The organism is Burkholderia sp. D-99 (assembly GCF_011605345.1).
Classification (GTDB): domain Bacteria; phylum Pseudomonadota; class Gammaproteobacteria; order Burkholderiales; family Burkholderiaceae; genus Burkholderia.
In genome coordinates this window covers 174,089-192,645 of the sequence record NZ_JAAOXM010000007.1, presented here as the reverse complement: position 1 = coordinate 192,645, position 18,557 = coordinate 174,089, and the positions used below count along the sequence as shown (strand labels likewise).

21 protein-coding genes and 2 tRNA genes are annotated in these 18,557 nt (G+C 61.7%); 15 read left to right on the top strand and 8 right to left on the bottom strand.

The genetic code is table 11. The features are described from left to right. Positions 1 to 42 precede the first annotated feature (42 nt). Positions 43 to 783, top strand: coding sequence for an SDR family NAD(P)-dependent oxidoreductase (locus HAV18_RS24625; protein ID WP_166960994.1), 741 nt, complete (start codon positions 43 to 45; stop codon positions 781 to 783). 43 nt (positions 784 to 826) lie between these two features. Here the strand turns inward: HAV18_RS24625 and HAV18_RS24620 are convergent, their stop codons facing one another. The 3 genes from HAV18_RS24620 to HAV18_RS39710 form a co-directional block, all read right to left on the bottom strand. Continuing rightward, positions 827 to 1,159, bottom strand: coding sequence for a hypothetical protein (locus HAV18_RS24620; protein WP_166960991.1), 333 nt, complete (start codon positions 1,157 to 1,159; stop codon positions 827 to 829). A 211-nt stretch (positions 1,160 to 1,370) separates the two neighbouring features. After that, positions 1,371 to 1,447: transfer RNA gene (locus tag HAV18_RS24615), tRNA-Met, on the bottom strand. Between the two features lie 224 nt (positions 1,448 to 1,671). After that, complete coding sequence (locus HAV18_RS39710) at positions 1,672 to 1,842, bottom strand: hypothetical protein (protein ID WP_208102109.1); 171 nt, start codon at positions 1,840 to 1,842, stop codon at positions 1,672 to 1,674. 289 nt (positions 1,843 to 2,131) lie between these two features. On the opposite strand from HAV18_RS39710, the gene HAV18_RS24610 reads away from it, so the two are divergent. Beyond that, entirely contained in the window at positions 2,132 to 3,553 is a 1,422-nt protein-coding gene (locus tag HAV18_RS24610; protein WP_166960988.1) for a hypothetical protein, read from the top strand. 78 nt (positions 3,554 to 3,631) lie between these two features. Here HAV18_RS24610 and HAV18_RS24605 read toward each other — a convergent pair whose 3' ends face one another. Both HAV18_RS24605 and HAV18_RS24600 read right to left on the bottom strand, forming a co-directional pair. Further along, positions 3,632 to 4,207 (bottom strand): recombinase family protein, encoded by a 576-nt coding sequence (locus HAV18_RS24605; protein ID WP_166960985.1) that lies wholly within the window; start codon positions 4,205 to 4,207, stop codon positions 3,632 to 3,634. Positions 4,208 to 4,422: 215 nt separating this feature from the next. After that, positions 4,423 to 5,316 carry a hypothetical protein gene (locus HAV18_RS24600; RefSeq protein WP_166960982.1) on the bottom strand — a complete coding sequence of 298 codons (894 nt, stop codon included), beginning with the start codon at positions 5,314 to 5,316 and terminating at the stop codon, positions 4,423 to 4,425. A gap of 232 nt (positions 5,317 to 5,548) precedes the next feature. Between HAV18_RS24600 and HAV18_RS24595 the strand changes: the two genes are divergently transcribed. The 11 genes from HAV18_RS24595 (at position 5,549) to HAV18_RS24545 (ending at position 13,847) form a co-directional block, all read left to right on the top strand. After that, positions 5,549 to 6,418 carry a hypothetical protein gene (locus HAV18_RS24595; protein ID WP_166960979.1) on the top strand — a complete coding sequence of 290 codons (870 nt, stop codon included), beginning with the start codon at positions 5,549 to 5,551 and terminating at the stop codon, positions 6,416 to 6,418. Positions 6,419 to 6,535: 117 nt separating this feature from the next. After that, positions 6,536 to 6,799: an AlpA family transcriptional regulator gene (locus HAV18_RS24590; RefSeq protein WP_071751530.1), complete on the top strand. Its 264-nt coding sequence runs from the start codon at positions 6,536 to 6,538 to the stop codon at positions 6,797 to 6,799. After that, positions 6,799 to 7,074 (top strand): hypothetical protein, encoded by a 276-nt coding sequence (locus HAV18_RS24585; RefSeq protein WP_166960976.1) that lies wholly within the window; start codon positions 6,799 to 6,801, stop codon positions 7,072 to 7,074. The genes HAV18_RS24590 and HAV18_RS24585 overlap by 1 nt, the downstream gene beginning before the upstream one ends. Positions 7,075 to 7,428: 354 nt before the next feature. Further along, entirely contained in the window at positions 7,429 to 7,605 is a 177-nt protein-coding gene (locus HAV18_RS24580; protein ID WP_017432173.1) for a hypothetical protein, read from the top strand. Continuing rightward, entirely contained in the window at positions 7,598 to 7,900 is a 303-nt protein-coding gene (locus HAV18_RS24575) for a hypothetical protein (protein ID WP_166960973.1), read from the top strand. Before HAV18_RS24580 ends, HAV18_RS24575 begins: the two co-directional genes overlap by 8 nt. Further along, complete coding sequence (locus tag HAV18_RS24570; RefSeq protein ID WP_006765346.1) at positions 7,893 to 8,105, top strand: hypothetical protein; 213 nt, start codon at positions 7,893 to 7,895, stop codon at positions 8,103 to 8,105. Before HAV18_RS24575 ends, HAV18_RS24570 begins: the two co-directional genes overlap by 8 nt. After that, entirely contained in the window at positions 8,098 to 8,445 is a 348-nt protein-coding gene (locus tag HAV18_RS24565) for a hypothetical protein (protein WP_166960970.1), read from the top strand. The genes HAV18_RS24570 and HAV18_RS24565 overlap by 8 nt, the downstream gene beginning before the upstream one ends. A gap of 9 nt (positions 8,446 to 8,454) precedes the next feature. Beyond that, positions 8,455 to 8,781 carry a hypothetical protein gene (locus tag HAV18_RS24560; protein WP_166960967.1) on the top strand — a complete coding sequence of 109 codons (327 nt, stop codon included), beginning with the start codon at positions 8,455 to 8,457 and terminating at the stop codon, positions 8,779 to 8,781. Between the two features lie 128 nt (positions 8,782 to 8,909). Further along, on the top strand, positions 8,910 to 11,771 hold the full coding sequence (locus HAV18_RS24555; RefSeq protein ID WP_166960964.1) for a DUF927 domain-containing protein: 2,862 nt from the start codon (positions 8,910 to 8,912) through the stop codon (positions 11,769 to 11,771). Positions 11,772 to 12,561: 790 nt separating this feature from the next. Continuing rightward, positions 12,562 to 13,050 carry a hypothetical protein gene (locus HAV18_RS24550; RefSeq protein ID WP_166960961.1) on the top strand — a complete coding sequence of 163 codons (489 nt, stop codon included), beginning with the start codon at positions 12,562 to 12,564 and terminating at the stop codon, positions 13,048 to 13,050. Next, positions 13,050 to 13,847 carry a hypothetical protein gene (locus tag HAV18_RS24545; protein WP_166960958.1) on the top strand — a complete coding sequence of 266 codons (798 nt, stop codon included), beginning with the start codon at positions 13,050 to 13,052 and terminating at the stop codon, positions 13,845 to 13,847. The genes HAV18_RS24550 and HAV18_RS24545 overlap by 1 nt, the downstream gene beginning before the upstream one ends. Here HAV18_RS24545 and HAV18_RS24540 read toward each other — a convergent pair. The 3 genes from HAV18_RS24540 to HAV18_RS24530 form a co-directional block, all read right to left on the bottom strand. Next, on the bottom strand, positions 13,836 to 15,050 hold the full coding sequence (locus tag HAV18_RS24540; RefSeq protein WP_166960955.1) for a phage integrase central domain-containing protein: 1,215 nt from the start codon (positions 15,048 to 15,050) through the stop codon (positions 13,836 to 13,838). The genes HAV18_RS24545 and HAV18_RS24540 overlap by 12 nt on opposite strands. A gap of 163 nt (positions 15,051 to 15,213) precedes the next feature. Beyond that, positions 15,214 to 15,288: transfer RNA gene (locus HAV18_RS24535), tRNA-Arg, on the bottom strand. A gap of 150 nt (positions 15,289 to 15,438) precedes the next feature. After that, positions 15,439 to 15,621, bottom strand: a complete 183-nt coding sequence (locus HAV18_RS24530; RefSeq protein WP_045567368.1) for a rubredoxin — start codon at positions 15,619 to 15,621, stop codon at positions 15,439 to 15,441. 200 nt (positions 15,622 to 15,821) lie between these two features. Between HAV18_RS24530 and HAV18_RS24525 the strand changes: the two genes are divergently transcribed. Beyond that, the gene (locus HAV18_RS24525; RefSeq protein ID WP_166960952.1) at positions 15,822 to 16,226 is read left to right on the top strand and encodes a DUF4399 domain-containing protein; all 405 of its coding nucleotides are present in this window, start codon (positions 15,822 to 15,824) and stop codon (positions 16,224 to 16,226) included. A 175-nt stretch (positions 16,227 to 16,401) separates the two neighbouring features. After that, positions 16,402 to 18,387: an ATP-binding cassette domain-containing protein gene (locus HAV18_RS24520; RefSeq protein ID WP_407062439.1), complete on the top strand. Its 1,986-nt coding sequence runs from the start codon at positions 16,402 to 16,404 to the stop codon at positions 18,385 to 18,387. The last annotated feature ends 170 nt before the right edge of the window (positions 18,388 to 18,557 follow it).

Here is an 18,557-nt window from a genome sequence, read left to right as displayed (position 1 = left end):
CATTCTGTGTTGGTCATTACATAAATGAGGAAAGGAACCGACATGAACCGACTTCAGGGCAAGCGTGCACTCATCACGGGCGGCAGCCGCGGCATCGGTGCGGCGATCGCGAAACGGCTGGCGGCCGATGGCGCGGACGTCGCGATTACCTACGAGAAATCGTCCGAGCGGGCGCAGGCCGTCGTTGCCGGCATCGAGGCGTTGGGCCGACGCGCCGTCGCGATCCAGGCCGACAGCGCCGATCCGGTGGCCGTGCGCGACGCGGTCGATCGTGCCGCCGAGGCGCTCGGCGGTCTCGACATCCTCGTCAACAACGCGGGGATTTTCCGGGCCGGCACGCTGGGGGACCTCACGCTCGACGATATCGACGCGACGTTGAACGTGAACGTGCGCGCAGTGATCGTCGCGTCGCAGGCGGCGGCGCGGCATCTCGGCGAGGGCGGGCGCATCGTGTCGACCGGCAGTTGCCTCGCGACGCGCGTGCCCGATGCGGGGATGAGCCTCTATGCGGCGAGCAAGGCCGCGCTGATCGGCTGGACGCAGGGGCTCGCGCGCGATCTGGGCCCGCGCGGCATCACGGTCAATATCGTGCATCCGGGGTCGACGGATACCGACATGAACCCGGCCGACGGCGAACATGCCGGTGCACAGCGTTCGCGGATGGCGATTCCGCAGTACGGCAAGGCCGACGACGTCGCGGCGCTTGTCGCGTTCGTCGTCGGGCCGGAAGGGCGGTCGATCAACGGGACCGGGTTGACGATCGATGGTGGTGCGAACGCGTGATTGTTGGCGCCCGGTGTGAGTTGACCGGGCGGCGTTGCGTTCGCTATCGGCAGCCGAGCCGTTGATGCTCAGCTTCGAGATCGGCCCGTTTGTCGTAAGCGCGCAGTTCGTTGCGCGGCTTGCCGTCCGGGCCCATCCCGCGCACGACCTTCTGGCCGCGGTCGGGGGTGTGCGTCACGGCGTCGATGCCTGCGGCGAGTTCACGGCAGCGTGAGTCGGGGGAGGGGTTTTCCGGGCGCGGTGCCGCTGCGTTCGTGATGTTGGCGATGCCGGGGCTGACATAGCGCTGCTTCGCGGGCGCGGTGATGGTGTCGGCTGCGTTCGCCGTGCCGGTCATCGCTGAAAGCGCGGCGAGTGCCGCGATCGCTCGAATCATTGCGGGAGTCCGGATGCTTGGGAAGGTTCGGAATTCTACGCAATCTCTGGTGCAGGGACGCGGCGATTGGATGGGATGCGATTGAGTGTCGCAGGTGACGCCGGTGGATGAATGTCCCGCAATCCGTGTGCGGTGCGCCAGGCAGTGCACACGCGGCAGTGCATGCGGAAAGCAAGAAGCCCGCTTGCTTTCGCGGAGCGGGCTTCGGTATTGGTTGCGGGGGTAGGATTTGAACCTACGACCTTCGGGTTATGAGCCCGACGAGCTGCCAGACTGCTCCACCCCGCGGCGCGAAGTGTACTCGGGCTGATGTGGAGAGTCAAACGATCTTTGATTTGCGTCGAATGGAAGCCGCGGTTCACCTTCACCGGGTGCGACGATCTGGCGTGTGAGTTGACTGCTGGTGCTTGCCGGTCTGCCTCGACGTCAGGCGATTTTCGTCGCCGTCGTTGCGGTACTTGAGCGTGGGAAAGTGGATGAAACCATGAGGATGGCTGGTCCCCCGACAGAATTCATATCGCTCGGCTGGATGCGCCGTTTGGGCGACGATGTTCCGTAAATACCAACAAAAATACCAACAGGCGCATCGGCGTTGGCTCGACCAGTTGAAGGCCGGCGCTGTGCGAAACGTTGCTGTGCCGCCAGAAGAAAAAATATCTGGAGATTTGGAGATAGACAGTCATTTCGGCTTGTGAGCCTTGTCTGGTAAGGCTGCGGTTATCTCCAAGTCTATCTCCAAAGTACACATTTTCTTGGAGATAACTTTGGAGACAGGCGGATTTAGCAGGTGCGTTCGTATGACTGCTCGCAAACTTTCGCTCCGTCTGGAGCGCTCCGCGCAAAAGAACTCCCCCCGCCGCCGCTTGCCCGGCCGGCGACAGCAATCGAGCGTGGTGAACGATAGGGATGGGGCGCCCACTGTCTCAAGCTAGAATATCGAGACAAGACGAACGATCAGCACGGGGTAGGGCAATGCAGAGCTTTTGCGATTACTACGGTATCGATCCTGATGTATTCGAGGCGTCAGGTGCGCTGGATCCCGTATTCGGTGTTGATACTAGGCTCTTCATCGATCCGTGCCTGCTCAAGCATACGGATACTCCTGAGCTAGTCCACAGTTACGATCGCGTGTCCGAGCATTTTGCAGACGTTCTCAAGATCGTCTCGAATATCGGAGCCGAGGGGGACGTTTTCTGGCGTGCCGCCGATCAGAGGCTTACTTTTCCGGAAGTGCATGGGTTGTGCATCGGATATGCCACTAACGGGAAAACCGGGAGTGGGATGGGGGCGGGGCTTCGAAAGCCTTTGCTTGCAACGGTAAAGAAGATCATCGATGCGGGCGTGAAAGATCCAGCACTGTTCGAGCTGGTCGGCGCATTCGAGGACAATATTGGCCCAGACAGAATCAGCGACATGGTCGCCCGAATCATCCTTGATGATCTTGTTAAGTTCACCCAGCGTGTATGTAGCGATTGCGGAATTCCAATGGAACCGCTGGTCGTGTCAAAGGGGGTGCCGAAAGAGGATATGCCGCTGAATCCAATTACTGGAAAGGCGGTTATCTTGGTTCCTCTGGATATATTGCGAGATCTTCCAATAGCGGAAACGTATGGCGACATTTCTCGAATTGCCTATGAGAATAAGCTGCTCCGGGATGAGCTAAATGCGATCATCGGTGATTCGTGGCGAAAGGCGACTCTCTCTGATCAGAAGGAGGTCCTGCGAAATTCGTTCATTAAATATCCGGATATTCTGTTGGAGGTTCTCGGGGCGTATCACAAGGCCGGTAGGAGTTTGTACGATTTCAAGGATGACCCAGCCGGCGAGACTCGCTGGTATCGAGCTTCTAAGGAATTCTCTGCGGCATATCCACTAGAGCTTACGCTTGAAGCGCCTGCTGATACGGATCGCGTCTTTGCGGTGGTGCGGAAGATCTGTCAGCATTTCCGAGAGCTGATTGAGGATAATCAGCTTTGCAAGCTTCTTTATAATAAAGATGGAACCCGAAAACATGAGTCGGCGGCTCAACTGGTGTTTTTCGGAATAGCATCCGCATATTGCCGCGCCAACGGTCTTGAGCTATCCCCAGAGAGTGACGGTGGGCGTGGTCCGGTGGACTTTAAGCTAAGCAGTGGTTTTGATGGCCGGGTATTGGTTGAGGTGAAGCTGACTAGTAATTCTCAGCTATTCCATGGATTTGAGAAGCAACTCCCGATATACCAAAAGGCCGAGAAAGCGACAAAGGGAGTGTATCTGGTCATCGATAACGGAGGTGCCTCTGACGATCGAATGGCTGCATTCCGTAATCTGGTTATGTCTGCGGGAAAGGATGCGCCAGAGGTTATTATCGTTGATGGTGTCCCGCGGCCTTCTGCCAGTAAAGCTGATGAATAATCGGCGGTTGCTCAATTGTCGTTAAAATCGAGGCGGGTCTTGCCGATTCGGTGAAAAGTAACTTTGGCCGTCACTGCTCTACGTCGCATCCCGTACACGCATGATCGTCTGACGGCTCGTTTCATATCGTTTGGCAAGTGCGGCCACAGACGCGCCTTCGCCGAGTAAGTGACGCACTTCGTTTTGTTGTTGCTTCGTTAGCGCGGCCGGTCGACCCATAGTTTTCCCTTCTGCTCTTGCCCGCGCGATCCCGGATTGGGTGCGCTCGATCAACAGGTCACGTTCAAATTCAGCGACGGCGTTCAATACCTGCATCGTCATGCGGCCGGCAGCGCTGGTCAGATCGACTCCTCCGAGTGCAAGGCAGTGAATCCGGATGCCTCGTTCTGCCAGCATCTCGACCGTCGCGCGAACATCCATTGCGTTACGGCCAAGGCGATCGAGCTTCGTAACGATCAGAACGTCGCCTTCCTCCATCTTAAGTAGCAGCTCGGAAAACCCCGGTTGCTGGTGCGCGCTTACGCTTCCAGAAATGCTTTCCGTAACGACGCGGCGCTTGTCGACCGAAAAGCCTGCCACCTCGATCTCGCGAAGTTGGTTGGCCGCAGTCTGATCGGTCGTGCTTACTCGGGCGTATGCGAAGGTTCGGGACATGCCGTTCTCTATGTACGAAATGGATGTCCGAATCATAGCCTATGTCCGAAAGTAACGAAACCTTATTTTCGGACATAGCTTCGCGATAGTGTCCAAAAGGGTTCGGTTTCGGACATATGGCTGGGTTGGCGGTAGATGGTCGTTCGATCGGCCGCCTGGGCGAAAGGGAACACGCAGTTGGTCGAACGCCAACAATCGTGACCAACGGATAGACGTCACGCCGGTTGAGTTGGACCGGTCAATTCGATCCCGTAGTGCTGCCGGGCCGCGTCGATAAACTGGACGTCTGAGTCAGCAGCTATTCTTCGGCTTCCAGCCGGGTCACCGGGTAGAAACACGAAGCCCACTTTACCTGCGTAGAAATAGATAGCTGTCGCCCGAGGGTCCTCGTTTGCGGCAAGAAACGTATAGCCGGTCAGCCCTTCTTCGGTCGACCGTCCCACGTACACCGATTGCAAATACTCCAGTTCCCCAGAGATTCGAGCATTTACCACTCTGGTAACTGCGTCGGTTACGGAGCCGACCGTTTCGACGGATTTCCTATGACACAGCCTTTCCAATGCATCCGCCGCGACCGCGAACCATCGCTCGCCATCCATCGGCTCGAATGGCTCCGTTATGAATGAGCCGTCCGGCTGTTGCACCATGCGTATCTTCGGCCCGGCATACGCACCCAACAGTGCGCTTAACTGGCGGTAGCCTTCTGCGTCGCCAATGTAGGCTCGTTCGGCATTTCGTATGCCGTCCTCCAACGTCACTTTGTCAAGCATCGGGCCATTGTCCAGCAGTCGCAGAATTAGAAAGTCTGCGCGCTGGGCTTCCGGTATCTCAGTTGCGCGTCGTTGGTACATCTCCAAAAGACATCTCGGGACGTCAACGTTTGGGTGCGTTTCAGTCTCTGCTTTCAGTTCCGCAATGAGGTCGCAGGCTAAGCTGGGATCACCAGCGAACGCGACCGCTAGACGGCCGGACAGTATGTGAACCTTCAATGTATGACGTGCGCCGTTGAACGGGCCCCCATCACCCCGCAATGTGACGGGCGAGCTTAGAAGGGTGTCGGCGATCAAGAAGCCTATTTCTCTTGTGGCGTGTCCAATGATCAAAGTCATCGTTGTCTCTCCGTCTTATTCGGGGCCCGACGTGACGCTGCCGCTCAAGCATAACCGGTAGGCTGCGACGGCATAGGTAGAGGCTGGCGGCTTCGAACTCAGTGCGCGGAATTATCGGCGTGGTAACTCGTGAGAAAATGCTTGCCGTCGAGCCTAGGGCGGCCACCCGAAAACCGGACACCTTCACCGGCTGGCTCGGCGTTCTTCGTGAAGGTCCACGCGAAGGGTGGATATGAGAAAGTCGCGCAACCTCGTGCACGAGGAAATAGATCCCGACGAAGAGCCGGTATCAGCGAACGAGCTGACCGCGTTTGTCGATCGCGGCCCGTCAGCGAAAATCAAACAAGTCTCCGATCATTTTCTGCATCTCGATCAGGTCGACAGGGATAGTCCTGCGGCACAGGCCGCCGCTGTTCAGCTAATCAAGGCGGAGTATGAGCGGTGGGAGCGCGAGCATTTTCAGATGGAGCGCCTAGATTTGCTTCGGGCCCGACGGCTTGCATCGAGCGATTCATTGCCGTATCCGCTGGAACAGAATGCGGGGCACGTTGCACGCCTAAGCGGCGGGAAGTACGACCGGGCGGAATGGATGTACGCCTTGTATTTGCGTGGAGTGGCGGAGGCAAGGCGGCGAGCGCGCGCTGGCGGAGACTTGTCCGACCTACCGAAGCCGGACAAGGCCGTCGCTGCGCAGATTCGAAAGCTATGGCCGGACATGGAGCGCGCGATTGAATTTGCTGTTTCTGCTGATGTCAGCAGCATCCAGCGCGAACAGCGGATTTATGCTTTCGTCCATTGCGGCAGCACTCATGCCTTTACCGCTACGCTCGAACTTCTGCATCGGCGCTTGAAGACCGCTTCCGCGAAACTGGCGGCAGAGGCGGTGCGCCGCGAGACGCGAAAGCGAGACGGATCTGTTGGCCGGGATGCCAATGTCGCGAAGGGTGCGGCAACGCGTGCACTGGTCAAGACCGAAGTCGCGCGCTATCGCAATCGTGGGGTCCAGATTGGAATCGACGAGCGAAAAGCTATCGCAGTGAAGCTGGGAATCTCTGAGCGTCACGTGCGCCGGGTGATAGAACAACTTGCAGACGACGATTGAGGGACGGACATTTCAGTGTGAAAGTGCAGGACATTCCTGCAATCCGGACATTCCACTTTAAAAGGTGCTGATCGCACGGCGATAGTCGCTCCCGTTACTGTCACTCAGGGAGCACAAATGTCCGCAAACAACGCATTCGCAACGCAAGCTCCGGCCACTCTGCCGCTTGATGGTCTTTCCAAATGGCGCGATCTGCGTCGATCAATTTGCCTGTCTCGTGAGACTGTTCGCAAGCGCGAACAGGAGGGGAAGTTTCCGCGCTCGATCCGCTTGACTCAGAGGTGTACGGTTTGGAACAACCGCGAAATCCATCGCTATCTCGCTGATCCGCTGAACTATCGCGCTGCCGATGCCGTGAATGAAGTGACGGAGGGCGTGTGATGACGAGCGCAACGAACGCGCGAGCGATGGCGCGTGACACCAAAAAACAGGCCGACGCGGAGTTCTACGATTGTGAACTCTCCCGCCTGCACGAACTGTTCAGCGACGTGCTCCAGTGTACGGAGCAGGGTGTGCGGCGCGATGCTGCATGCATGATCGTTACCGCTGCGGGCGTCTTCGAGCGCGACGCGGTTCGGATGCCGACGCGCGCTAAGCATGCCGTCCGGCTGCTGAAGGAGGCGATTTTCATGCTAGATCCGAAGGTGTCGGCATGAGTGTTTGCCAAGTTACTTTGCCATGCCAGCGCACGGCGGGCATGGCCCCGCTTTCTCTGGACCGTTCTGCGCCGGATTTGCACGTCGCGACGGCACGCAGTATTCTATGCATGTCGCCGACACAGAAGCGACCGGGTTTGGAAGCCCGATTGTTCCAAGGCGGACGACCGCCGCAGTGCGGTTTTTTTACGTCCGTGTGCCTTCGCGCGCCTCTACGATCAATGGGTGGGCGACGGTGGGGAGGCTTCGGCCTGCCGGTTCCCTTGGACGCCGGTCTTCCAACCCTGCTGTCTGCCCGCCCACCCCATTTGGAAGTGGGGAGCGGGTTCAACCCGTCCAAGGAGGTCGCATTCAATGCGCCAGTCCACGCACGCCCGTACCGGGCAGCAATCCCACCTCATTCAATCCATCGTCCGCGCAGCGCTGCGCGATGCGGCAACCGCCAGCACGTATCAGGACGCGCTCGATGCAACCGGTGCGGCATTGGCCGCAATCGCCGCGCTCGTTCGTGCGGAGGTGCGTCATGGCTGAGCTGCGCTGCAAGATCGGCGATCTGGCGATCGTCACGAAATGCGATGCTCGCGCTCGCATCGGCATGCTGGTTGAGGTGGCATCGGCTTGTCCGACGCCCGATCACGATTGGCGCGTGCGGATCTTGGGCGGCCCCGTCTCGGGGCGCAGCGTCTACGGTCGGCGGTCCGGCGATTTCACGCACGCAGCCGTCCACGACTGGAACCTCACGCCGATTCGCGGCGAAGCGGAGCTGGATTGCGCGATCGATGTCGGGCAACTCCTCGCGTCGATTCTGGAGGTGCGCCATGTCTAAATACCGCCTGCCGAACGAAGTCACGATGATCGCCATGTGCGCGGCGCACCAGTTCGCCCAACTCGAAGCCCTGTTCGATGCTGTCCGTTCGCATCTTGCGGAGGGCACTTACGAGCGCGCGCTCGTCGACATGGGGCAAAGCGTTGCGAGCCGGTACTCCGCCGAAATGCGCCGCACCGCGCAGCCGGAGGTGTGCCATGACTGACCAGCGCATCCGAACCGCGGTTGTCGACGGATTCGACAACGCACCGCCGTTGGATACGGGTGCACCGATCGAGCTGCAATTCGCCGTGGACCTGGGCGCGATCTGCGCCGACGCATGGCTCGACCTGAAAGGCGACGTGCGGCTGCACGACTACGCGGCACATCAAGCCGCAGCGTTCGCGCGCGGCATTGAAGCCGCCATGCAGGACGCAGGCGACGTCGACGCGCACCGCGTGACGATCAGCCGCCAAGCGTTCGCGGCCGGCCTGATGGGGCGCGTACAACAGCACCTGTTCGCGGCCCTCGGGCTCGTCACGCGCGAACCGCGCACGACGCACTGAGGGGCGGTCATGGCAAAGACGAACAAGAACGCCGTGCAATCGCTCGCTTCGCACTTCGTGGCCGAGGTGAACCGGCCCGACCGCAACCGTATCGGCACGCGGATCAGTGACGCCATGGAGCTGCTGGACAGCCTGCATTGGGCGGCCGACAAGGCCATGTCCGATGACGACTACTGGCTTGTGCTGAGCCTGTTCCGCGCGTCCCTGCCGTCGATCGGCGCGGCGCTGGAGGCGGCAAACGACGCCCTTGGCGAGTCGCGGCTCGGCCGCTACGTCTACAGCAACGACGTCACGGCCGGCGGGGCGGTTCTGTCGGTGCCTCGCGCGACCGGCTAACGCTCCGCCGCTAGGCATCGCCGCATCATTCAATTCTTCGCGCGTCGGGTAGCTGCTTGCCCGATATGGACTACTAATCGGCAAGCCGACCGACGCGCGTCCAGTAGGAACCTATGAGTAACGCACCCATGTCCGAATTCGAGCGGGCGAGAGTCGCGCTCGGCTATCTCCCGCCTGACGACCGCGACACGTGGAGTCAGGTGGGGATGGCGCTCAAGGCCGAGTTTGGCGAGGAGGGCTTCGCCCTCTGGAACGAATGGAGCCAAGGCGCGCAGAACTACAACGGCAAGGACGCGCGCGATGTGTGGAAGTCGTTCAAGGGCGGCAAGATCACCATCAACACGCTGTTTCACCTCGCCAAGCGTGGCGGCTTCGATCCGCGTGCGCATCGAGCGAAGCCGGTCGATCCAGCGGAGCGCGAGCGACAGAAAGCCGAGCGCACGGCCCGTGAAGCGGCCGAGCTGGCGGAGCTGACCGAGAAACAGCAAACCGCGTCGGCGCTCGCTGAGTCGATCTGGTCGGCGGCCGAGCCTGCGTCGGCCGATCACCCGTATCTCGTTCGCAAGCGCATCCCGGTCGACGCGCTGCGCGTCTATCGCGGCGGCTTGTGCATCGGCACGGCCGCATGCGACGGCGCCCTCGTCATCCCCGCCCGTGACGCGGAAGGCAAGCTGTGGACGCTGGAGTTCGTCCTCACGGACGGCCAGAAACGCTATCTGCCGAACGGCCGCAAGGCGGGCTGCTTCTCGTTGATCGGCGGCCCGCTATCTTCCACGCCGTCCACGCTGCTGCTTGGCGAGGGTTACGCGACGTGCGCGACGCTCGCGGCCGCGACGGGCTATCCGGCCGCCGTCGCGTTCGACGCCGGCAACCTGCATGCGGTCGCGACGGCGCTGCGCGGCCAGTATCCGGACGCCCGCATTGTCGTGTGCGCCGACGACGACCACACGACGAAGGGCAATCCGGGCGTGACGAAGGCCCGCGCGGCGGCCGACGCTGTCGCCGGCATCGTCGCCGTGCCCGACTTCGGCTCGAACCGCCCAGCGGCCGGCACCGACTTCAACGACCTGGCTGCGCACCTTGGCCCGGATGCGGTGGCCGCCGCCGTGCGCGCTGCGCTCGCGCCGGCCGGCTCGGCTGACGCCAGCAAGGGCAAGGCCGCTCCAGCCGCCGCGAAGCCCGCCAAGCGCCCCAAAACGGCCCGCGCGCAGGACGGCAAGTCGCGGTTCGTCGTCGACGACAAGGGCGTGTGGTTTCACGGCTTCAACAATCAGGGCGACCCGCTCCCGCCGCATTGGGTCAGCACGCGTATCGACGTGATCGCGGAGACGCGAAACGAGATGAACAGCGAGTGGGGCTACCTGCTCGAATTCACGGACCGCGACGGCATCCTGAAACGATGGGCGGTGCCGGCCGGCCTCTTTGCCGGCGACGGCACGGAGCTGCGCCGCATGCTGCTCGATATGGGCGTGAAGCTCGGCGTGACGCAGATCGCCCGCACGCAGATCGCGAACTATGTGCAGATGGCGCAGCCGGACGAGCGTGTGCGCTGCGTGCCGCGTGTCGGCTGGCATCACGGCGCGTTCGTGCTGCCCGATCGCGTCATCGGCACCGGCAAAGAGGCGTTGATCTATCAGGCCGACACGCCCATCCAGAGCCAGTTCAAGGAGCGCGGCACGCTGGAGGGCTGGCGACGGGAGGTCGCGGCCTACTGCGTTGGCAATAGCCGGCTGCTGTTCTGCGTCGCTACCGCCTTCGCTGGTCCGCTGCTGCACTTCTCCGGGCTTCAGTCGGGCGGTTTTCACTTGCTCGGCACGACGTCCAAGGGCAAGTCGACCGGCGGCGTCATCGCCGCGTCCGTGTTCGGCTCGCCGGACTACGTGCGGAGCTGGAAGGCAACCGACAACGCCCTCGAAGCGGTCGCCACTCAGCATAGCGATGCGCTGCTGATTCTCGACGAAATCGGACAGGTCGAGCCGCGCTTGGTCGGCGATGTGATCTACATGCTTGCGAACGAGTCGGGCAAGGCCCGTGCGTCGCGTAGCGGCTCGGCAAAGCCGGTTCTCACGTGGCGGCTGCTGTTCCTGTCGAACGGCGAAAAGAGCGTGTCCGCGCTGATGGCCGAGGGCAACAAGCCGATGAAAGGCGGGATCGAGGTGCGCTTGCCCGCGATCCCGGCCGAGGTCGGCGAAATGGGCGTCGTGGAGAAGCTGCACGGCTTCCCGACGCCGGCCGCGCTGATCGAGCATCTAGAGCGGCACGCAGGCATGCACTACGGCACGGCCGGCCCCGCGTTCATCGAGTGGGCCTCGTCGCAGGCCGGCGAGCTGGCCGAGCATCTGCGCATGCGCGTCGACGAGCTGGTCGGGCAATGGGTGCCGGACGGTTCGCATTCGCAGGTTGCACGCGTTGCTAAGCGGTTCTGCCTTGTTGCGGTAGCCGGCGAGCTGGCGACGGCCCACGGGCTGACCGGCTGGCCGCAGGGCGAAGCGGTCGAGGCCGCGCGTCGTTGCTTCGAAGGCTGGCTCGAACTACGCGGCGGCACCGGCAACTCGGACGAGGCGGAAGCCGTCCGGCAGGTGCTGCACTTCCTCGTCGCACACGGCGACAACCGTTTCGTGTGGATGAACCGGGCGCAGGACGACCATCGGCCGAACGCGCCGCACCGTGCGGGCTGGAAACGACTCGTGAAACAGGACAAGAGCAGCATCGCGATTGAGTCGAATCAAGCCTATTACGCGGAGTTCGGCGACAAGATGAGCGCCGAAGATGCGGAGTGCGTCGAGACGGAATATCTGATCGAGTCGACCGTGTTCCGTAAGGACGTGTGCGCCGGCTTCGATCACAAGATGGTCGCGAACGCCCTGATAAAGCGTGGCGTGCTGAGGCCCCGCACCGACGGCTATCCGTACCGACGTGAGCACATTCCGGGACATGGCCCGGCCATGGTCTACCGCGTGCTGCCGTCCATCTTCACGCTTGAGCTGTGAAATGCACCGTCGCCGTCCGGTAGGGCGGTGGCGGGCATTCCTTTGCGCGGCATTTTTCGCCCGTGCGTCAAAGTTACTTTGAGCGATCTGCTCCAGACGGAACCGGGCCGACGGTTGCCGCGAATCTTGCCGTAACCGTAACAATCCAGCTCGGTTTATCTCCAGTATCTCCAGCGTTCTCCAAATCGTTTGGAGACACGCGAAGCCTTACCCCATAAGGCTTTGCGGCCGATTCGGGCGTTTATCTCCAACTCTCCAACTCGTTTTGCACTGAGCGGACAGGCAGCGAGCGTCTGCGTCGACCGCGAAGCTAGACGGGGCGTGGCTCTCCGGGATTCGAGGGGTGTCGGTAACGCGTTTTTGAGGGGGGGTGTCCGCGATGCGCCCCGATCGGGCATTGTTGCGCCGGCCGCAAGTGTCGGGGCGGCCGGAAAGCGGGGGACCCTGCGTCTAGGGCAAAGACGCGGGGGCTCACACCCGCGTGTTTTTCCTACTCCCGGCGCGCCTAAGGGGGGTCATATTCATACCGAAATACCGGTGGCCGGCAGTGCCGTGTCATTTCTGAAAAATCGGTGGGAGGTGCGCGGCAAGGGGGGGCATAACCATGCAGGGAAGATCAAGAGACGGAACGCCGGCCTTCCGCTGCCCCGGACTGATCGGGCTTTCGAGAACGCACATTGGTGATGCAACAGAGTTCGGTCACTCGGCGACTCGTAGATACTTTTGGAAACGGCTACTATGCGTCTTCGTTCGCAGTCAACTCGAAAATAACATGCTAAAGGGGCGTCAAATGAGCACGGAAGTACGCGATTACGTTTCTGTTTCCGAAAAGCTAAAGAGCTTCGGGGTTTCTCTTCCTAGTGGACTTGTACTTTTGCCGGGAAATCTTGCGACGGCCACATCTATTGATGACCTTCGGCAGCAAGTGGAATCTGACACAGTGCGGACGCTGCTGAAGGCGAACAACATTGCCTATGCCGAGATTTTTGACGAGGACGATCAGCCGCCGTATTTACAACAGTACAGTTTTGAGTGGTTCGGCCCAACCCTGTTTGTATCGGCCGGCCTGCTCTCGCAGGATCCCAACGTCCTATCCGTAGCTCTGGGAGTCATCACGAACTACCTCTATGACCTGTTCAAAGGTACCAATGAGGGCAAGGCTTCGCTTGATGTGGTCGTACAGCACGCAGACGGTTCGTGCAAATCGGTCCGCTACAGTGGCCCGCCCGACGGCTTGTCTAAGGTCGCCGAAATCGTAAAGGAGTTGGGAGGGCAGTAATGAGCGTGCCACTCGTGGAGCAACAGGTGAGGATGACCCTCACGCAGTTGGTCGATTACTTCAACGCTGGTATCGAGAAAGCGGAAGTTTTTCTATGTCTCGCGAGGTCGAGCAAGCTGCAACTGGAACAGTGCTTAGCTCTCGATTTGCTCTCGCATAACGCGACACGTGCCAAGCACGAGGCAGTTCGCCGTGTCGATGAAAATGCTGCGAACCTCTTCTTGGGTTTCGAGTGCGCCATAGGGGCGATACGGTCCGAGTTGATGATGTGGATTCTGCTAAAGCGGGACATGCCGAATGAAGCATGGGATCGCCTTGTGGCGGCTCAGATGGGATGCTTGGATGCAACTCGCGCGCATAGCGGCTTTGCGGACTGCGCGCGACGCCTGAAGAATTTGGAGCAACTTGAAGGTCAAATTTTCCCGCCACAGGTATTCCTGAGCGCAGGATTTGTTGCGAATAGATTGGACTGTTCTATCTGTGGCGAGCGCTATTCAAAGTGCGAGCATCTGCGCGGAAGGCCTTATATGGGGCAATTCTGCGAGGTAGTTCACCGCAAACCGAGAGGTGACCACGTTGCCATGGTCAAAACTCCGGCGGATAAGCGTTGTCGCGTTGTTTCGTTCAAGACCAAAGATGGTCATCGAGATAAGCTCTCTTGGGAAATTACGCCCTACGGGGACGGCGAAGTGTTCAAAGAGGATGACGCTCTTGAAGTACAGTCGATCTTCCTTAGCACGGATCGCTATCCGTACATGGTGCCTACGGAGAGGATTCTCGGCACACTAGCCGGCTGACGCGATAGGGATTACCTCCGCGCCTGTCTTGAGGCGGTCGAGATGATCGCCCCATACCTGCATCATTCGCCGACGTTCCGGCAGGTATTCAGCGTGGACGTACGCGGCTGTCACTTGATTGCGTTCGGCGTGCGCCATCTGGCGCTCGACGACGTCCCGGCCAAAGCCGAGTTCACGGAGAGCCGTAGCCGCCAGCCCGCGAAAGCCGTGCCCGGTCATCCTGGATTTGTAGCCCATGCGATAGAGCGCGTAGAGCATGGTGTTGTTCGAGATGTGACTCCGGCCTTGCACGCTGTAGAACACGAATCGATGCTGGCCGTTGAGCGCGCGGAGCTGAGCGAGCACGTCGAGTGCCTGCCGCGATAGCGGCACGATGTGCGGGTCGCGCATCTTCATGCGTTCCGGCGGCACGCGCCATTCTGCGGCGGCCTCGTCAAATTCTGACCACTCCGCACGGATCATTTCCGTTGTCCGTACGAAGGTCAGTGCCATCAGGCGAAGCGCGAGCCGCGTGACTAGGTCGCCTTGGTAAGCGTCGATGTCGCGCATGAGCTGCGGAATCTCCGTCGCTTTCACGCGGGCCATGTGCTGTACGCCCGGACCTTTCTTCAACACCGTCTGCGCGTCGATGTCGGCCGCCGGATTCCTGGAGCATCGCCCGGTCATGATTCCGTACTGGAAGACCGCGCGAGAGCGCTGGAGGATTCGCTTCGCCGTCTCGCGCACCCCGCGCGCTTCGACCTCACGCACGATGCTGAGCATCTGCGGCGAATCGATCTCCGCGATCGGGCGAGGGCCGATCTTCGGGAACACGTCGACCTCAAGCGAATTCAGCACCTTCTCCGCGTAGCCGTCGCTCCAGCCCGGGCGCTGGGAGTCGAACCACTCGCGGGCTACCGCTTCGAATGAGTTGGCCGCGGCGATCTCGGCGGCCCGTCTTGCGTCCTTCTTCGCCTCGCCCGGATCGATGCCGGCCGCGATCTGCTCGCGGGCCTCGTCGCGCTTCTTCCGTGCCGTCGCAAGCGTGACGGCCGGATAGACGCCGAGGGCGAGCGTCTTCTGCTTGCCAAGGAAGCGATAGGACAAACGCCAGTACTTCGCGCCGTTCGGTTGGACGAGCAAGAACATCCCGTTGCCGTCCGTCAGTTTGTATGGTGCCGCGCTGGCCTTCGCGTTCCGCACCTGTATGTCAGTGAGAGGCATTGTTGGTATCTGTGTTGTTGGTATCTGCTGATACCAACAAAAATACCAACACTTTCGCTGGCTGTCACTGAGCAACCTTGGGTAACGATAGGAGCTAGAGCGCCGCCAGACGGGCTTGAGCGGGGGATTTCTTGTGAATCTTGGGGGAGGTTTGGGGCATGGCTGGTCCCCCCGACAGGAATCGAACCTGTATCTAGCGCTTAGGAGGCGCTTGTTCTATCCATTGAACTACGGGGAGAGCCATGTCCGGGTGATCGCACGAAACAACGCGAACCGGAGGCAGTGTGGACAGCGCGCAGAGTATAACAAACGCGCGGCGCGTCGGCGGGGCGGAATGCACACCGACGCGCGCGATCGCGCAATCAACCGCGATCAGAACATCGCGAAATCAGAAATCGACGACAACAAAATCGTCCTTGCCCACGTCGCACAGCGGGCAGCGCCAGTCGGCGGGAATGTCGGCGAAACGGGTGCCGGGTGCGATGCCTTCGTCGGGCAGTCCTTCCGCTTCGTTGTAGACCCACCCGCAAATCAGGCAGACCCAGCTCTGGTATTCGGTTACTTCGCTCATGTGGTGCTCGGGAAAAATGGAAATCCGGTGATGCCGTCCGCGACCTGGCCGGCGGACGAAAGGCGCAATGGTACCGGAATTTCGCCGAACGCCTGCGCAACGTCGTTTTAAACGTACGCATCGCGAACAATGCAACCGAAACGCATATGCCGTACGTGCGGTGTATGCTTCCCGGGCTGTCCAACCATAAGGAGAATGCGATGCTGAACAGAAAGTGGATCGCGAGTGCGGTATGCGTGGCGGCGATGGCCGTGTCGACGGTCGCGCGGGCCGAGGCGCGCGTGTATTTCGAAGCGCCGAGCGACGGCGCGACGGTGTCGAACCCGGTGCACGTGAAGTTCGGGCTCGAAGGGATGGAGCTTCGGCCTGCCGGCGACATGACGCCGGATACCGGCCATCATCACCTGCTGATCGACGGCCGGCCGATTCCGAAGGGCGACGTGATTCCCGCGAGCGAACGTTCGCTGCACTTCGGCAAGGCGCAGACCGAAACCGACATCAAGCTGCCGCCCGGCCAGCACACGCTGACGCTGCAGTTCGGCGACGGTGCGCACCGCTCGTACGGTCCCGAAATGAGCTCGACCATCTCCGTCAACGTCAAGTAAGCACGTATACCCGCAAGGGCGGCCAGGCCGTCCTCGTGACGGAGTGCGCCCGCGCCGGCGGGCTCGGGTGCCCGCCGCCCGCGCGCGGCACCCGACCTCCGGCAACCGCCGCGCGCGACCGGTCTTGCACCTTATCCGTCCGGCCATACCGGTGCCGGCGCCCGCGCCCGGTACAATGGGCGCTTCCGATTCCTCTCTTCGCCGTCTCCCCATGTCGCTCTATTCCATTACCGGCGCGCAGCTCGCGTTCGGTCACGTCGCGTTGCTCGATCACGCGGATTTCTCGCTGGAAGCCGGCGAGCGCGTCGGCTTGATCGGCCGCAACGGCGCGGGCAAGTCGTCGCTGCTGAAGATCGTCGCCGGGCTCGCGAAGCCCGACGACGGGCTGGTCACGCGCCAGCAGGAGCTCGTGACCGTCTATGTGCCGCAGGAGCCTGAATTCGAACCGGGCGCGACGGTGTTCGATGCAGTCGCATCGGGGCTCGCACACACGCGCGAACTGCTCGAAGAATACGATTCGATCGCGCACCGCCTCGCAGATATACCCGAAGGCGCCGAACACGATGCGCTGCTCGCGCGGATGAACGCGCTGCAGTCGTCGCTCGACGCGCACGACGCGTGGAGCTGGCGCACGCGCGTGTCGATGACGCTCGCGCAGATCGGCCTGGCGGACGTCGACGCGCCCGTCGACGCGCTGTCGGGCGGGATGCAGAAGCGTGTCGCGCTGGCGCGCGCGCTGGTGCTGCAGCCCGACGTGCTGCTGCTCGACGAACCGACCAACCACCTCGACTTCGACGGCATCCGCTGGCTGGAAGAGTTGCTCGTCACGCAGCGCGCGGGCCTGCTGTTCATCACGCACGATCGCGCGTTCCTCGACCGCGTCGCGACGCGTATCGTCGATCTCGACCGCGGCCGGCTGCTGTCGTACCCGGGCAATTTCTCCGCGTACCAGACGCGCAAGGCGCAGCAGCTCGAAGTCGAGCGCGTGGAAAACGAGAAGTTCGACAAGCTGCTCGCGCAGGAAGAAGTGTGGATCCGCAAGGGGGTCGAAGCGCGCCGCACGCGCAGCGTCGGCCGCATCGCGCGGCTCGTGCAGATGCGCAACGAGCGCGCGGACCGCCGCAACACGCTGGGCAACGTGAAGCTGGATGTCGCGCAGGGCGAGAAGTCCGGCAAGATCGTCGCGGAGCTGACCGACGTGACGAAGCGCTACGGCGGCCGCGCGGTTGTCGATCGATTCTCGACGACGGTGATGCGTGGCGACAAGATCGGCTTCATCGGCCCGAACGGCGCTGGCAAGACGACGCTGCTCAAGCTGATTCTCGGCGAACTGAAGCCCGACGAAGGCACGGTGCGCATCGGCACCAACCTGCAGGTCGCCTATTTCGACCAGATGCGTGCGCAGCTCGACCAGGAAAAGAGCCTCGCGGATACGATCAGCCCCGGCAGCGAGTGGGTCGAGATCGGCGGCGTGCGCAAGCACGTAATGAGCTATCTCGGTGATTTCCTGTTCGCGCCGGAACGCGCACGTTCGCCGGTGAAGTCGCTGTCGGGCGGCGAGCGCAACCGGTTGCTGCTCGCGCGCCTGTTCGCGCGTCCGGCCAACGTGCTGGTGCTCGACGAACCGACCAACGACCTCGACATCCAGACGCTCGAACTGCTCGAGGAACTGCTGGCCGACTACGACGGCACGGTGCTGCTCGTCAGCCACGATCGCGCGTTCCTCGACAACGTCGTGACGTCGGTGATCGCGGCCGAGGGCGACGGCAAGTGGCGCGAATATGTCGGCGGCTTCAGCGACTGGCAGATCCAGAGCGCGCGCGCGGATCAGCTCGCGCAGCAGGAAGCCGCGAAGCGCGCGGTCAAGGAGGCGGCACCCGTCAAGGAAGACGCGGCGAAAAGCGCTGCGGGCCGCAACGCGCAACGCACGGTGAAGCTGTCGTTCAACGAGCAGCGCGAGCTCGATTCGCTGCCGGAGAAGATCGCCGCGCTCGAAGAGGAGCAGAAGACGATCAATGCCCGGCTCGAAGACGGTTCGATCTTCGCGAAGGATCCGCAGGAAGGCACGCGCCTGACCGAGCGGTTCGCGGCGATCGACGACGAATTGCTCGCCGCGCTCGAACGGTGGGAAACGCTCGAGGCGAAGCGCAAGCCCGCGTAATACGTGTGACGCGTCGCGCGGCCGGTGGCCGCTGCGCGCGATTCCGCGATTGGCGTGCCACGCGGAACCAGTAAAATACCGCGCGTCCCGGGCAGCGCAGCCAACGCGGCGCGCCCGCTTTCGGAGCAGTCCAAGCACACCGTTGTTTCGATTCGCTTTTTTACGGAACT

Excerpts from the sequence above, each read along its gene's own strand:
- HAV18_RS24625 (WP_166960994.1), top strand. The coding sequence starts at position 43 with ATGAACCGACTTCAGGGCAAGCGTGCACTCATCACGGGCGGCAGCCGC.
- HAV18_RS24620 (WP_166960991.1), bottom strand. The coding sequence starts at position 1,159 with ATGATTCGAGCGATCGCGGCACTCGCCGCGCTTTCAGCGATGACCGGC.
- HAV18_RS39710 (WP_208102109.1), bottom strand. The coding sequence starts at position 1,842 with ATGACTGTCTATCTCCAAATCTCCAGATATTTTTTCTTCTGGCGGCAC.
- HAV18_RS24610 (WP_166960988.1), top strand. The coding sequence starts at position 2,132 with ATGCAGAGCTTTTGCGATTACTACGGTATCGATCCTGATGTATTCGAG.
- HAV18_RS24605 (WP_166960985.1), bottom strand. The coding sequence starts at position 4,207 with ATGTCCCGAACCTTCGCATACGCCCGAGTAAGCACGACCGATCAGACT.
- HAV18_RS24600 (WP_166960982.1), bottom strand. The coding sequence starts at position 5,316 with ATGACTTTGATCATTGGACACGCCACAAGAGAAATAGGCTTCTTGATC.
- HAV18_RS24595 (WP_166960979.1), top strand. The coding sequence starts at position 5,549 with ATGAGAAAGTCGCGCAACCTCGTGCACGAGGAAATAGATCCCGACGAA.
- HAV18_RS24590 (WP_071751530.1), top strand. The coding sequence starts at position 6,536 with ATGTCCGCAAACAACGCATTCGCAACGCAAGCTCCGGCCACTCTGCCG.
- HAV18_RS24585 (WP_166960976.1), top strand. The coding sequence starts at position 6,799 with ATGACGAGCGCAACGAACGCGCGAGCGATGGCGCGTGACACCAAAAAA.
- HAV18_RS24580 (WP_017432173.1), top strand. The coding sequence starts at position 7,429 with ATGCGCCAGTCCACGCACGCCCGTACCGGGCAGCAATCCCACCTCATT.
- HAV18_RS24575 (WP_166960973.1), top strand. The coding sequence starts at position 7,598 with ATGGCTGAGCTGCGCTGCAAGATCGGCGATCTGGCGATCGTCACGAAA.
- HAV18_RS24570 (WP_006765346.1), top strand. The coding sequence starts at position 7,893 with ATGTCTAAATACCGCCTGCCGAACGAAGTCACGATGATCGCCATGTGC.
- HAV18_RS24565 (WP_166960970.1), top strand. The coding sequence starts at position 8,098 with ATGACTGACCAGCGCATCCGAACCGCGGTTGTCGACGGATTCGACAAC.
- HAV18_RS24560 (WP_166960967.1), top strand. The coding sequence starts at position 8,455 with ATGGCAAAGACGAACAAGAACGCCGTGCAATCGCTCGCTTCGCACTTC.
- HAV18_RS24555 (WP_166960964.1), top strand. The coding sequence starts at position 8,910 with ATGTCCGAATTCGAGCGGGCGAGAGTCGCGCTCGGCTATCTCCCGCCT.
- HAV18_RS24550 (WP_166960961.1), top strand. The coding sequence starts at position 12,562 with ATGAGCACGGAAGTACGCGATTACGTTTCTGTTTCCGAAAAGCTAAAG.
- HAV18_RS24545 (WP_166960958.1), top strand. The coding sequence starts at position 13,050 with ATGAGCGTGCCACTCGTGGAGCAACAGGTGAGGATGACCCTCACGCAG.
- HAV18_RS24540 (WP_166960955.1), bottom strand. The coding sequence starts at position 15,050 with ATGCCTCTCACTGACATACAGGTGCGGAACGCGAAGGCCAGCGCGGCA.
- HAV18_RS24530 (WP_045567368.1), bottom strand. The coding sequence starts at position 15,621 with ATGAGCGAAGTAACCGAATACCAGAGCTGGGTCTGCCTGATTTGCGGG.
- HAV18_RS24525 (WP_166960952.1), top strand. The coding sequence starts at position 15,822 with ATGCTGAACAGAAAGTGGATCGCGAGTGCGGTATGCGTGGCGGCGATG.
- HAV18_RS24520 (WP_407062439.1), top strand. The coding sequence starts at position 16,402 with ATGGGCGCTTCCGATTCCTCTCTTCGCCGTCTCCCCATGTCGCTCTAT.